Source organism: Pseudomonas sp. DW-iso3, assembly GCF_058725305.1.
In genome coordinates this window covers 288,025-302,191 of the sequence record NZ_JBZXDZ010000002.1, presented here as the reverse complement: position 1 = coordinate 302,191, position 14,167 = coordinate 288,025, and the positions used below count along the sequence as shown (strand labels likewise).

Here is a 14,167-nt window from a genome sequence, read left to right as displayed (position 1 = left end):
ATTGATCAACCCTTATGATTGTTTAGGCTTCAAGTAATGTCGCGCATAACGGCTGTCCAACTTCGACAGCGGCAATAACATAAAGAAGTCCGCTACATTGAATTCCTTATCCCAGGCCGGCGCACCACAGACCCAACCCCCGCTGCGTAAATAACCTTTGAGTAACGGGGGGACGCGCGGTACATGTCCGGGCTCGAACGTATCAAGGGGGAAAGGCAGGTGGGGCGTTACGCGATAGTCGGCGGGCGCCAGATTCTGCGCGGTAAAGCCGCGATACAACGCTGCCGCATCGTGGCCGCCGTCGGACAGGCTCACGCTTGCGCAGCCCATCAAATGATCACAACTCTCGCGTTCCATGTACTTCGCCAGGCCCGACCACAACATCATGATCACGCTGCCGCTGCGGTACTCGGGGTGAACACAGGCATGCCCGGCTTCGACTGTCCTGGCGCGCAACGACGCCAACCCACTGAGATCGAACTCCCTTTCCGAATAGTAGTGCCCCATGCGCTGTGCAGCGGCCGGGCCCATCAAGCGGTAGGTGCCGACCACGGCTGAAGTACTGGCGTCGCGGACCAGCAAGTGGTCGCAGTAGTCATCAAACTCATCGGTATTCAACGCCTCTGGATTTTCGAGTTCAGACAACTGGAACGTTTCGGTGAATACTCGATAACGCAGGCGTTGCACCTCACGTATTTCTTCTTGCCGAGTGGCGAGACTGACCACTAATGCTGCACGCGGAAGTTGTGCAGTTAACTGTTCTTCACTGGATACCGACAGAGATCGCATTCCTGTTCCTTTGAGTCGCCATACTAATAAGAGGCACGTAATGAACAGGACACTAACATGCGACTTTATTCAGGCAACGTAAGGAAACTCCGAAACAACTTGCGATCTTTTGTGGTGAGCGCGCTCACCACAAAAGGGTGCGTCAACGTTAGAGGGGCGAGCTGCTGACCACCCGCAGCGCCAACCCTTCATACGCATCCAGGGTAATGGTAAATGCCCCCTCCGCCGTCAGGTCGCCCTCCACCCGCTCGTTGATGATGTCCACCACCATTCCGGCAGCAATATCCGGCAAGTGCAGGGTTTCGGTGATCGCCGTGGCACCGAAATTCAACGCAGTGATTTGTGTGCCTTTGCCGGCCGGCAATTCGTGGACCATCACCAGCAGCGCCGAGTTTTCCACCTCTGGCACCAGGATCTGGCGGCTGGCGGCGATGTCATAGGCACGGCGTACCGCGAGGATTTTCTGCAGTTGCGAGGCAAAGGATTCGGGGTCCTGCAACTGGGTGTTCAAGCTGCCATACAGGCTATTCGAACGCGGCATATGGCCCGCCGAAAGCTGCGCATCCGGGTTCAGATCCACCAGGTCATAGGCACCACGGTGAATCCAGCGGGTGTCGCCATCCTGCATCAGGTGTTCGACCTCTTCAGCCGCCAGCGGCAGCGCGCCCACCAAGTCCCACCCCGACAAGGCAAACACCCCAGGCTGCATGGCGTTGTACATCACCAGCAGCAAATGGATCTGACGGATCTGCTGGATATCCGCCGCTGTGATCGCCTCCAGATCACGAATGCCCAGCGCCGCCGTGATGATGCTTGCCGTAGTACACGACACGCCATTGGTCACGAACTTGAGGTTGTACGGCGCATGCTCGCCGGCCAGGCGCTCGTACATCTGCTCGCGGATGTGCTCGCGCAGGATGTTGCCGGGAAACGTCTGGCCCTGGTACAGAAAGGTGTCATGGGCATGCAGCGTCCAGAAGTGCACCAGTTCCAGGGTCAATTCATCGTGGTTCTGCAGCGCATGGATCAGCGAGCCTGGGTCGATGCCCTGGCGGTGCATTTCACGCAGCATCAGGCGCAGGAACTCGGCATCGCCCATCAGCAGCGCGTGCTGGTAAGCCGGTCGGGTGATGAAGTCATAGGACAGGTCGGCACCGCCATGGGACATGGACGCGATGTCATCCACGGTGAGGTTCAGCTCCTGAAAGCTAAAGCCGCCGGCCTTGCGGATCGCGCCGCCGAGTAACTGGTTGCCGGTAATCGACAGCGGATGGCTCTCGGACCAGGCCGTACCGTCCAGCTTGCGTTCCACCCCCAGGAAACCATTGGCGTCCAGGCGCAGGATCTTCGCGCCCATCACGTCGATGGCGTGCAGCGCATCACCGATGATCATCTGCTGTGCGGCGAAGGTCGGGTCCAGCCAGTTCAGCGACGGTTGGCCCTCCTTGAAATAATGCAGGTACACCCAGCGGCGCGGCTTGCCATCCACGCCCTGCACCACGTCTGTCGCGCTCCAGTCGGTTTCCTTGACGCCGGGCTCAAAGAAGATCACCCGCTGCAACTGGCCGACGATGTAGTGTTTGTCACGCAACGCGTCGACCTGGGCGGGGCTGAGGTTCTGCGCATCACGGCCTTCGACGACGTCCGGCAGCAACGCCCAGTCTTCTTCGCGAATTTCCACCATGTGGTACAGGCCGGGATAGTCCTCATACGCCATCTCGGCCAGTCGAAAGTCTGCGCCCTTGCCGGTGTGCGAAGGAATCACATCGTCGATGATCACCGCATTGTGCGCCGCCGCCATGCGCGTCAACGCCTGCAGCTGGGCCTCGGTGCCCAACTCGGGGTCGATCTCGAAGCTGATGCGGTCGAAGTTGCCATCGATGGTCGGCGTGTGCTGCGTGCCCTTCAAGCCACCAGACTTCTTCAGCGGGCCATTGTGAATACCCTGGATACCGATCTTCGACAAGGCATGCCACAGCGCCTCGTCCCCCAGCGCCTCCAACACCGTGCCGCCCTCGCGGGTAACGATCGACGCCGGGTACGCCGTAAACCACACTGACGACAGGGCCGTGGCATCACGGGGCCGAGTCTGCGCGTATGGCTGCTGCCACAACCGGCCCTGGCCCGAATAGAGCCTGGCGCGCTGGCGTGCCGCGTGCAGCATCGATTGTTCCACCAGCCAGTTCACATGGTTCTTTTCAGCCGCCGTCATAAGTCTGGTACCTGTTGTCGTAAAGCATTGCTCGTGAACATATGAGGGTGGTGTGGGCCATTCGTTGCATTGGAATGAGCCCCCTTCACAGACTGGGCGCAATCAAATGTGGGCGCTGGCTTGCCTGCGAAGGCATCTACCGGATGTACCTGATCCCTCTGGGCGTCTGCATCGCAGGCAAGCCAGCTCCCACAGCAAAGCGCCCACCGGATACTTAACGGGTATCCCGATACTGCCTCGGCGTAAACCCCGTCGACGCCTTGAACTGGCGGGTAAAGGCGCTGTGGTCGGTATACCCGCACTGCAACGCGACTTCCGTGATCGGCAGGTCGGTGTGCAACAGCCGGTGCGCATGTTCGAGCCGCACTTTCTGGATCATCTGCCGAGGCGTGAGGTGGAACACGCGCTTGCAGTAGCGCTCCAACTGCGCCACTGAAATGCCGGCGATCCGCGTCAATTCACCCAGGGTCACGCGACGGTTGAAGTGCGCGCGGATGTGCGCGTCCACGGCGGCCAGCCGCTGGTACGCCGGGTGACTTTCGCTGGCGGTTTGCAGGTCGACCGAGATACCGGCCAGGCCAATGATCGCGCCCGTGTGGTTGTACAGCGGCCACTTGTGGGTCAGGCACCAGCCGGGTTCGCGGGTGCCGTACAGGTGCAGTTCCAGCTGATCTTCCAGCACAAAACCCTGCTCCAGCACGCGTCGGTCCTGCTCGGTGTAGCCCGGTCCCAATTGCGCGGGGAAGACTTCGGCACTGGTCTTGCCCAACAGCGGTTGCAACTGCTTGAGGCCACAGCGCTGCACCAGGGTGCGGTTGGCGAGCACGTATCGGGCGTGGGTGTCCTTGATGAAAATCGCGGCATTGGGGATCACGTCCAGCATCGGCAATAGCTGCGCGACACTGCCCAATAACTGTTCGATGTCTTGGGGGCTGCTCCCTTGGCAAAGGGTCGCAAACGCGCTCTGCATCATGACGGTTGATCCCCACTGGTTGCCTTCACGGGTAGCAGATTGCCCGATGCTCGCCCCCCCTGTCGAGAAAGCAAAACTGTGCTGATTTCGTCATCGATGCCGGCAAAAAACATCAATCGCGCCGCCGTCTGGAAGTTCACTGTATGGCCACTGCATGCCTATCCAATAACTCACAAGAAGGCGACGCTATGTCAGCTCAAGGCAAGTTCAAGAAACAGCTTTCCCTGATGGACCTGACCTTTATCGGGTTGGGTGCCATCTTTGGTTCGGGCTGGTTGTTCGCAGCCAGTCACGTGTCTGCAATTGCGGGTCCTGCGGGCATCATTTCCTGGCTCATCGGCGGGTTCGCGGTGCTGCTGCTGGGCATTGTGTACTGTGAGTTGGGCGCGGCATTACCGCGCGCCGGCGGCGTTGTGCGCTACCCGGTTTACTCACACGGCCCGCTGCTGGGCTATTTGATGGGCTTCATCACCCTGATCGCGTTTTCCAGCCTGGTGGCCATCGAAGTCGTCGCCTCGCGCCAATACGCCGCGGCGTGGTTTCCAGAACTGACCAAGGCCGGTTCCAGCGACCCGACGACCCTTGGCTGGCTGGTGCAATTCGCCCTGCTGTGCCTGTTCTTCGTGCTCAACTACCGCAGCGTGAAGACCTTCGCCATCGCCAACAATCTGGTAAGCGTATTCAAATTCATCGTGCCGTTGCTGGTGATTGGTGTGCTGTTCACCTTCTTCAAACCGGCGAACTTCCAGGTCCAGGGTTTCGCGCCGTTTGGGCTGTCGGGCATCGAGATGGCGGTGTCGGCCGGCGGGGTGATTTTTGCCTACTTGGGGCTGACGCCGATCATCTCGGTGGCCAGTGAAGTGAAGAACCCACAACGCACGATTCCGATTGCTTTGATCCTTTCCGTGCTGCTGTCGACAGCGATCTACGTGTTGTTGCAAACCGCCTTCCTTGGTGGCGTGCCCACGGAAATGCTCGCCAACGGCTGGGCCGGGATCAGCAAGGAACTGGCGCTGCCTTATCGGGACATTGCCCTGGCGTTGGGCGTCGGTTGGCTGGCCTACCTGGTGGTGGCCGACGCGGTGATCTCCCCCAGCGGCTGCGGCAATATCTACATGAACGCGACGCCCCGTGTGGTGTATGGCTGGGCGCAGACCGGGACGTTCTTCAAGATTTTCACGCGTATCGATGAGAAATCCGGCATTCCCCGCCCGGCGCTATGGCTCACCTTCGCCTTGTCAGTGTTCTGGACCCTGCCGTTTCCGTCCTGGGAAGCGCTGATCAACGTGGTGTCCGCAGCCTTGATCCTCAGCTACGCCGTGGCGCCGGTCACCGTCGCTGCACTGCGTCGCAATGCGCCACAGATGGCGCGGCCGTTCCGGGTCAAGGGCATGGCGGTGCTGGGTCCGCTGTCGTTCATCATCGCCGCGCTGATTGTGTACTGGTCCGGCTGGAACACGGTTTCCTGGCTGCTCGGCCTGCAGATCCTGATGTTCGTGGTGTACCTGCTGTGTGCCCGCTGGGTGCCAACCGCACACCTCAACATCAAGCAACAAGTGCGCTCGTCTGCCTGGCTGATCGGCTTCTACGCGGTGACCATCCTGCTCTCCAAGCTCGGCAGTTTCGGCGGCATCGGCGTGATCGGCCATCCGCTCGACACAATAGTCGTCGCGGCTTGCGCACTGGGCATTTACTACTGGGGCGCCGCGACGGGCGTACCGGCTCACCTGGTACGGCTGGAACACGAAGCCGATGAAAGCGAAGCGGTTGACGAGCCTCACGCCCCGCTGACGCCCGCGACCTACTGATTCAGGAGCATTTTATGAAGCGACTGCATGTGATCGACTCCCACACCGGCGGCGAACCGACGCGCCTGGTCATGAGCGGTTTCCCGGCGCTGAGCGGCGCCACGATTGCCGATCAATTGCACAGCCTGCGCACCGAGCATGATCAATGGCGCCGCGCCTGCCTGCTTGAGCCGCGTGGCAATGACGTACTGGTCGGCGCGCTGTATTGCGAACCCGTCACGCCGGGCGCGATCTGCGGTGTGATCTTCTTCAACAACGCCGGTTACCTCGGCATGTGCGGCCACGGCACCATCGGCCTGGTCGCGTCGCTGCACCACTTGGGATGCATCCAGCCCGGCGTGCACACCATCGACACACCCGTCGGCCCGGTTGCCGCAACGCTGCACGAAGACGGCGCCGTGACCCTGCGCAATGTGCCCGCCTATCGCTTGCACCAACAGGTGCCGGTGGAGGTGCCCGGCCACGGCGTGGTCTACGGCGATATCGCCTGGGGCGGCAACTGGTTTTTCCTGGTGTCGGACCATGGTCAACGCCTGCAGATGGACAACGTGGATGCGCTCACCGACTACACCTGGGCGATGCTCAAGGCCCTGGAAGATCAAGGCATTCACGGTGCAGACGGCGCACTGATCGACCACATCGAGTTGTTCGCCGATGACGACCGGGCCGACAGCCGCAACTTCGTCATGTGCCCCGGCAAGGCCTACGACCGCTCGCCCTGTGGCACCGGTACCAGCGCCAAACTGGCCTGCCTGGCCGCCGATGGCACACTCAAGCCCGGCGAAACCTGGACCCAAGCCAGCATCACCGGCAGCCAATTCGACGGCCACTATGAATGGGACGGCGAGCGCGTACGCCCCTTCATCACTGGCAACGCGTACATGACCGCCGACAGCACCTTGCTGATCGACGAGCGCGACCCTTTTGCCTGGGGCATCTGAGCCCTCCCCTGTTTGTACTGAACGTTCCAAGGAGCTAGAACAATGAGCGACAACATCTTCACCGGCTGCATCCCCGCCCTGATGACCCCGTGCACCGCTGAGCGCAAGCCGGACTTCGACGCCCTGGTCGCCAAGGGCCGCGAGTTGATCGATATCGGCATGAGCGCCGTGGTGTACTGCGGTTCCATGGGCGACTGGCCGTTGCTCACCGAGGCCGAACGTCAGGAAGGCGTGGCACGTCTGGTGGCCGCCGGTGTACCGACCATCGTCGGCACCGGTGCAGTCAACAGCCGCGAAGCCGTGGCCCATGCCGCCCACGCCGCCAAGGTCGGCGCCCATGGCCTGATGGTGATTCCTCGCGTGCTGTCCCGTGGTGCATCCGCCACCGCACAAAAGGCGCACTTCTCGGCGATCCTCAAGGCCGCGCCAGACCTGCCGGCAGTGATCTACAACAGCCCCTACTACGGCTTCGCCACCCGCGCCGACCTGTTCTTCGAACTGCGCCGCGAACACCCGAACCTGATCGGTTTCAAGGAGTTCGGCGGCGGTGCCGACCTGCGCTACGCCGCCGAACACATCACCTCCCAGGACGATAATGTGACCTTGATGGTCGGCGTAGACACCCAGGTGGTACACGGTTTCGTCAACTGCAACGCCACCGGCGCCATCACCGGCATCGGTAACGCCTTGCCACGGGAAGTGCTGCAACTGGTGGCATTGAGCAAAAAGGCCGCCAAGGGCGATGCCAAGGCCCGTCGCCAGGCCCGTGAGCTGGAGGCTGCGCTGGCGGTGCTGTCGTCCTTCGATGAAGGCTGCGACCTGGTGCTGTATTACAAGCATTTGATGGTGCTGAACGGCGACCAGGGCTATGCCCTGCACTTCAACGAGACCGACGTACTCAGCGAGGCGCAACGCCGGTACGCCGAACACCAGTACGCGCTGTTCCGCCAGTGGTACGCCAACTGGTCGGCGGAACAGAACGTCGCCTGATGCCCTTGCGCGCCGCTGCGGTTCTCGCAGCGGCCACCCTCATTTCTACCAGGACGATCCCATGACTCTGACGGGCAAGATGCTGATCGGTCAGCACGCCACTACCGGCAATCGCGAGGCGATCCGGGCGGTTAACCCCGCAACCGATACCCCCATTGAACCGGCCTATCCGGGCGGCGACCGCGAACATGTCGCCCAGGCTTGCGCCTTGGCGTGGGCGGCGTTTGATGGGTACCGCGAAACCTCGCTGGAAGCTCGGGCCGCCTTCCTTGAAGCCATCGCCGCGCACATTGAAGCCCTGGGTGATGAACTGATCGAGCGCGCCGTCGCCGAAACCGGCCTGCCACGTGCGCGTATCCAAGGCGAGCGCGGGCGCACTTGCGGCCAACTGCGCACCTTCGCCCGCACCGTACGCGCCGGGGAATGGCTGGATGTGCGGGTGGATCCTGCACAGCCGCAGCGCCAGCCTCTGCCTCGTCCAGACCTGCGCCAGCGCCATATTGCACTGGGCCCGGTGGCCGTGTTTGGTGCGAGCAACTTCCCCCTGGCCTTTTCCGTAGCGGGGGGCGATACCGCCTCCGCACTCGCCGCCGGTTGCCCGGTGGTGGTCAAGGCCCATGGCGCGCATCCGGGCACCAGTGAACTGGTGGGCCGGGCGGTGGCGCAGGCCATCCAGGCCTGTGGTTTACCCGAGGGTGTGTTTTCGTTGCTTTACGGTTCGGGCCGCGAAGTGGGGATTGCACTGGTCACCAATCCGCGGATCAAGGCGGTTGGCTTTACCGGCTCGCGCAGCGGTGGCATGGCGTTGACACAGGCGGCGCAGGCACGGCCCGAACCAATTCCGGTGTATGCAGAAATGAGCTCGATCAACCCGGTTTATCTGTTTCCAGCCGCGTTGGCGGCGCGCGGCGAAGGGTTGGCGAAAGGCTTCGTGGGGTCGTTGACCCAGGGTGCCGGGCAGTTCTGCACCAACCCAGGCCTGGTGATTGGCGTACAAGGGCCTGCGCTGGATCGCTTCATCAGCACGGCCAGTGAGCTGCTGCCCACCTGTGCGGCGCAGACCATGCTGACCCCCGGTATTTTCAAGGCCTTCGATTCAGGCGTGACAGCACTGACTGAACACGCCAGGGTGGCGGCGAAGGGGTTGGCAGCAGAAGGTCCCAACCAGGGCCAGGCTCACCTTTTCGTGACCCCGGCGAAGGATTTTTTAGCCAATGAACAGTTGCAGGCTGAAGTGTTCGGCGCAGCCTCATTGATAGTCGTTTGCGCCAGCAACGAAGAGATGCATCAGGTTTCCGAACACCTGGAAGGTCAACTCACCGCCACCCTGCATCTGGACGACGACGATTTGCCAAGCGCCAAAGCCCTGCTGCCGGTGCTTGAGCGCAAGGCCGGCCGCCTGTTGGTCAATGGCTGGCCGACGGGTGTGGAAGTCTGTGATGCCATGGTTCATAGCGGCCCCTTCCCTGCCACGTCGGACTCACGTAGCACGTCGGTGGGCACGGCGGCGATCCAGCGGTTTTTGCGACCGGTGTGTTATCAGGACTTCCCCGATGCACTGCTGCCTGACGCGCTCCAGCACGCTAACCCTTTGCTGCTGCGGCGCCTGCTTGATGGCCAGAGGGAGGCGTAGGCCATGTCCGATCCCGATATCGTAGTGGTCGGCGCCGGTATCATCGGCGTCGCCTGCGCCCTGCAACTGGCGCGCCAAGGCCAGCAAGTGTGGGTGGTCGACCAACAGGAACCCGGCATGGGCGCGTCGTATGGCAACGCCGGGCACCTGGCGACCGAACAGGTGTTCCCCATCGCCGACCTGTCGATCCTCAAGCGGTTGCCCGGCATGCTGCTGGACCCCATGGGCCCGCTGCGCCTGGATTGGAAATACCTGCCGCACGCCCTGCCCTGGTTCTTGCGCCTGCTGTTGAACCTGCGCCCGGCGAGCTATCAGCGCACCGTGGCGGGTATCCGCACGCTCAATGAAGGCAGCCTGGGGGCGTGGCAGCGCCTGCTGCACAGCATCGGGCATCCGCAGTTGCTGCGTGAGGACGGCTCGCTGCTGGTGTTTGAGCGCGCGGGTTCACGGGACGCCCTTAATGCCTTGCAGCAGCGCATGCAACAGCAGCAGGTGCCGGTGGATTTCTGGTCTGGCGACGCCATTCGCCAAGCCGCACCGCAGTTGAGCGACAACCTCCAGGGCGGGCTGTTTTTCCCAGGTACCGGGCACTTTCTAGATCCCTACCACGTGGTCTGCGAACTGGTGCACGCGGCCAAGGCCAGTGGTGTGCAATTTCTTAAACGCCAGGTGCTGGATGGCCGCGTCGACGCGCACGGCGTCTCACTCACCACCGACCAGGGACCGCTGAGCGCGCGCCAGGTGCTGATCGCCTGTGGCGCCCACTCGGCCAGACTGACCGCCGCCCTGACCGGCAAAAAAGTCCCGCTGGACACCGAGCGCGGCTACCACCTGATGCTGCCCCATGAACACAATCGCCTGCCGTTTGCCGTCACCTCCCTGGAGCGCAAATTCATCATGACGCCCATGGCCGACGGCCTGCGCCTGGCTGGCACGGTGGAATTCGCCGGCCTTGATCGCCCGGCGAATATGGCGCGCGCCTGGCAGTTGCATCGGTTGAGCAAGGGATTGTTTCGCGAGGAGTTGAGTGCAGAAGGTGCAACACCATGGATGGGGTTTCGGCCGTCGCTGCCGGATTCACTGCCGGTGATTGACCGGGTGTGTGACGGCAAGGTGCTGCTTGCGTTTGGGCATCAGCATTTGGGTTTGACCCAGGCGGCGGTGACGGCCGAGTGGGTTGGGGCGTTGGCGAGGACGGGCCAAGCACCGTCAGTGGCGCCCTATCGCCTGGATCGGTTCTGACATCGCTTGTAGCGAGCAGGCTACTTGACCAACCGTTTCTCCTTCGAGGGGCGATAGCCGAAGTATGAGCTATAGCACTTGCTGAAATGACTCGGCGAGACAAATCCACAGGCCACCAGCACTTCAACCTGTGACAGCTCGGTGTGCTGCAACAGGCGACGCGCTTCGGTCACGCGCAGTTCCATGTAGTAGCGCTGCGGCGTGGTGCCCAGTTGTTCCTTGAACAACCGCTCCAACTGGCGCCGGGACCGGCCCGCGTAGACGGCGAGCTGATCCAGTTCCAGGGGTTCTTCCAGGTTGGCGTCCATCAGTTTCACCACTTCACGCAGGGGCGCGCTGACGCTGACGTTTTCCGTGGGTTTGATGCGCCGGTAGCGGGATTCTTCAAAGGCCAGGATGTCTTCGATGCCTTCGACCAATGCCTTGCCATGCAAACCTTTGATCCAATCCAGCGCCATATGGAAGGCACCGGACGGGCTTGAGGCGGTGAGGCGGTCGCGGTCAATCACGTAGGGTTCGCTGGTGACGTGGGTCGCCTTGGACACTTCAGCCAGCGCCGGGCGGTGTTCCGGGTGGATGGCGCAGCGGTAGCCTTGCAACAACCCGGCACGCCCGAGGAACCAGGCACCGTTCCACAGGCCGGCGAGGCTGATGCCCTGCTCGGCGGCGCCGCGCAGCAGATGGATGAAGTCTTCGCTGGCCTTGAGTTCCGTGCGAAAGCCGCCGCAGATCACCAGCAACTCAAGGTCTTGCAGGGCCGCCACGTCGATACGCGCATCGGGGCGGATCACCAGGCCAAGGTCGCTGATGACTTCGCCATCGTCACAGCCGAAAGTACGCGAGGCAAACAGGTCGGGACGCAGCAGGTTTGCGGTGACAAAGGTGTCGAGGGTCTGGGTGAATGCGGGCAGGGAAAAATGTTCGAGCAACAGGAAGCCAACGCGGGTAACCGACGCCGGCTGTGAGGTTTCGTTGAGGTAGCGCAGGTTCTTGCCTTTCATGCCACCGCTGAATTGACGTCTTTCCATCGAGGGTTGGCCCACTCTTATTGTTGATGCAATGGGCGCCATCTTAGGGGCAAATGCGTTGGCTGTCTCAGGCACTGATCTTGAAAAAAACCTAAGCGATCAAAGCCCCCGGCTTAACGGGGCCAGAGGTATCTGATACGGTTTTTTCTTTACTATCTGCATCTGTATCGAAACGCCACTTGGGCGGACAATAGCGCCATCCCAACTCCCTTCCCTCTGGAGGCCTTATGACCAAGATGGCACTTTTCCTGTTCGGCTTTTTGGTGTTGACCATCGGCATCGGCCTGCTGGCAACCATCTCGCCGGTCTGACATTCAGCCGGCAAACAGCATCGGGTACAACGACAGCACCAGCAACCCCGCCATCGCCCCATTGAACACCCGCAACCAGCGCGGCTCACGCAACACATTGCGCAAGCCGCTGCCGCATCCGACCCACACACAGACGCTGGGTAGGTTGACGACGGCGAACACCAGGGCGATCACCAGCACATTGGTCACATAACCTTCGGCCGGCGTATAGGTCGTGATTGCCCCCAGCGCCATGATCCAGGCCTTGGGGTTCACCCACTGGAACGCCGCTGCACCGAGGAACGTCATCGGCTTGCCCTGCTCATCAGAACTGTCGGACATGCCGCCCGCCGTCGCAATCTTCCACGCCAGGTACAACAGATAGGCCGCGCCCACGTAGCGCAACACACTGTAGGCCCACGGAAATACCTTGAACACTTCGCCCAGCCCCAGGCCCACCGAAATCACCAGCAGCATGAAACCAATGCTGATCCCCAGGGCATGGGGCATCGATCGGCGAAACCCAAAGTTCACGCCCGAGGCAAGTAACATGGTGTTATTGGGCCCCGGTGTGATCGAGGACACGAAGGCAAACAGCACAAAGGCTGATAACAGGCTGGTAGACATGAACATAACGCGGCATCCAAACGCAGGGGTATGCCAGCGACAGTAGAGGGTTATGGCCTGCCCTGCCCCGTACAGCCACCTCACGATTGAGGCATACACTTTTTTTTGCCAAAGCTTTCACAAACCTTTCACAGACGGGGGCCTATGGTGAACCCAGCTCCTAACAAACATCCTTTTAGCCCGCGCTCCCCACGCGGGCTTTTCTTTGCCTGGGATTTCTCACGGCAAAAAAAAGAGGCAAGCCATTGCGCATGGCTTGCCTCCGGCTTCGGTTCCTTAGCGCGGACCGCCTCCTGGGCCAGGGCCACCGCCCTGACCATGTCCGCCACCATGCCCGCCGCCCCCCCCCGGTGGCATGAATATCCAGCAGCCTGACAGGGTCGACAATAGCGCGACCACGACCGCCGCTTTGGTTAGATAACTCAACTTCATGACCACACTCTCTTACGTGACGAGATTGACTTCTCGCTGGGTAAGACAGCGCCAACTCAAGTGCGTCATGGCTATCGTGTAACCTGATGGTAGGGTTTGTAAGCCCGGCGGTACAAGGTGCCGTCAGTTCTGCGGCCGCTGCCAGGCTGTCCGGCTTTAACGAGCGCACACCTTTCGATTAGCATGAGCGTCTACTCATGGAAAAACTGATTGCCAGAAGGCTCGCCGGGACCCACCAATGAGAGATCTCCCCCCCACTGCCACGCTTCGCGCGTTCGAAGTCGCGACCCGACATGCGACGTTCACTTCAGCCTCAGAAGAGTTGCATGTGACCCAGAGCGCCGTCAGCCATCAACTCAAGCACCTTGAGGACCTCTGGGGGTTACAACTCTTCCAGCGCGGCAAATCTTTGCGGTTGACCCCAGCCGGCGCCGCACTGGCGCCCATCGTGCGCGAGTTTTTCGTGAACCTGGAAACCACATTGACGGACCTTAGAGAACAAAAAGGCCGGGTTCGGCTCAAGGTCAGCACCACCTATTCTTTCGCCCTGAAATGGTTGCTGCCCCGGTTGCCAGGCCTGTCGCAGCAGCACCCGGAAATTCTGATCACGCTGGAAACCAGTGACAAAGCGATCAACTTTTCCAGCGCGGATTCAGATGTGGCAATTCGTCTGGGCAACGGTCATTACCCGGCCTTGCATTCGGAGTTCATGCTCAGGGAGCAAATTTTCCCGGTGGCCAGCCCTGACCTGCTTAACCGTTTTGGCGCCCCGCACGAGCCCGCCGAATTGTTGCGTTACCCGCTACTGATGCGTGACGGCGCAGACCTGGTGCCCAAGTGGGAAGCCTGGTTCGAGCACGTCGGCGTGGGCGTTGCGGCACTCAAGGAAAGCGTCAGGTTTGCTGACACCAACATGACCATAGAAGCGGCCTTGCTGGGTCAGGGCATCGCCTTGGCGCGTAGCGGCCACGTGGAGGCCGAAATCAACGATGGCAGCCTCGTGAGGTTGTTCGATGTGCCGTTTGCCTCACCGGTCGCCTATTTCTTTGTCTGCCCCAAAGGGATCGAAACCCAGCCTCACATCGTCAGCTTTCGCAACTGGCTGCTGGCGGAGTCGACTCAGGCCCAACAACACTATCGTTGACAGCATGAGCAATGACTCATGCCAGGATGAAGGGACTTCGCTGTTGTCCAATCGCCAG

General features: G+C 61.3%; 11 protein-coding genes. 6 read left to right on the top strand and 5 right to left on the bottom strand.

What is annotated here, in order from left to right; genetic code table 11:
- Window positions 1–12: 12 nt before the first annotated feature.
- The 3 genes from AC4PS7_RS07080 to AC4PS7_RS07070 form a co-directional block, all read right to left on the bottom strand.
- A complete protein-coding gene (locus AC4PS7_RS07080; protein WP_492179252.1) occupies window positions 13–789 on the bottom strand; it encodes a GNAT family N-acetyltransferase in 777 nt (258 codons plus the stop codon).
- A 148-nt stretch (window positions 790–937) separates the two neighbouring features.
- Window positions 938–3,001, bottom strand: coding sequence for a maltose alpha-D-glucosyltransferase (gene treS, locus AC4PS7_RS07075; protein ID WP_044287235.1), 2,064 nt, complete (start codon window positions 2,999–3,001; stop codon window positions 938–940).
- A 214-nt stretch (window positions 3,002–3,215) separates the two neighbouring features.
- The gene (locus tag AC4PS7_RS07070) at window positions 3,216–3,974 is read right to left on the bottom strand and encodes an AraC family transcriptional regulator (RefSeq protein ID WP_010210281.1); all 759 of its coding nucleotides are present in this window, start codon (window positions 3,972–3,974) and stop codon (window positions 3,216–3,218) included.
- 188 nt (window positions 3,975–4,162) lie between these two features.
- Here AC4PS7_RS07070 and AC4PS7_RS07065 point away from each other — a divergent pair, with 188 nt between their 5' ends.
- From AC4PS7_RS07065 to AC4PS7_RS07045, 5 genes are all read left to right on the top strand, one after another.
- A complete protein-coding gene (locus AC4PS7_RS07065; protein WP_010210280.1) occupies window positions 4,163–5,782 on the top strand; it encodes an APC family permease in 1,620 nt (539 codons plus the stop codon).
- Between the two features lie 14 nt (window positions 5,783–5,796).
- Window positions 5,797–6,723 carry a 4-hydroxyproline epimerase gene (locus tag AC4PS7_RS07060; protein ID WP_492179251.1) on the top strand — a complete coding sequence of 309 codons (927 nt, stop codon included), beginning with the start codon at window positions 5,797–5,799 and terminating at the stop codon, window positions 6,721–6,723.
- 42 nt (window positions 6,724–6,765) lie between these two features.
- Window positions 6,766–7,713: a dihydrodipicolinate synthase family protein gene (locus AC4PS7_RS07055; protein WP_010210276.1), complete on the top strand. Its 948-nt coding sequence runs from the start codon at window positions 6,766–6,768 to the stop codon at window positions 7,711–7,713.
- A 61-nt stretch (window positions 7,714–7,774) separates the two neighbouring features.
- The gene (locus tag AC4PS7_RS07050) at window positions 7,775–9,346 is read left to right on the top strand and encodes an aldehyde dehydrogenase (NADP(+)) (RefSeq protein ID WP_492179250.1); all 1,572 of its coding nucleotides are present in this window, start codon (window positions 7,775–7,777) and stop codon (window positions 9,344–9,346) included.
- Window positions 9,347–9,349: 3 nt separating this feature from the next.
- Window positions 9,350–10,588, top strand: a complete 1,239-nt coding sequence (locus AC4PS7_RS07045) for an FAD-dependent oxidoreductase (protein ID WP_183704060.1) — start codon at window positions 9,350–9,352, stop codon at window positions 10,586–10,588.
- Window positions 10,589–10,608: 20 nt separating this feature from the next.
- On the opposite strand, the gene AC4PS7_RS07040 is transcribed toward AC4PS7_RS07045, so the two are convergent.
- On the bottom strand, window positions 10,609–11,616 hold the full coding sequence (locus AC4PS7_RS07040) for a GlxA family transcriptional regulator (RefSeq protein WP_021493081.1): 1,008 nt from the start codon (window positions 11,614–11,616) through the stop codon (window positions 10,609–10,611).
- A 314-nt stretch (window positions 11,617–11,930) separates the two neighbouring features.
- Window positions 11,931–12,539, bottom strand: coding sequence for a LysE family translocator (locus AC4PS7_RS07035; RefSeq protein WP_031291322.1), 609 nt, complete (start codon window positions 12,537–12,539; stop codon window positions 11,931–11,933).
- 664 nt (window positions 12,540–13,203) lie between these two features.
- On the opposite strand from AC4PS7_RS07035, the gene gcvA reads away from it, so the two are divergent.
- Window positions 13,204–14,109, top strand: a complete 906-nt coding sequence (gene gcvA / locus AC4PS7_RS07030; protein WP_176332012.1) for a transcriptional regulator GcvA — start codon at window positions 13,204–13,206, stop codon at window positions 14,107–14,109.
- Window positions 14,110–14,167: the final 58 nt, after the last annotated feature.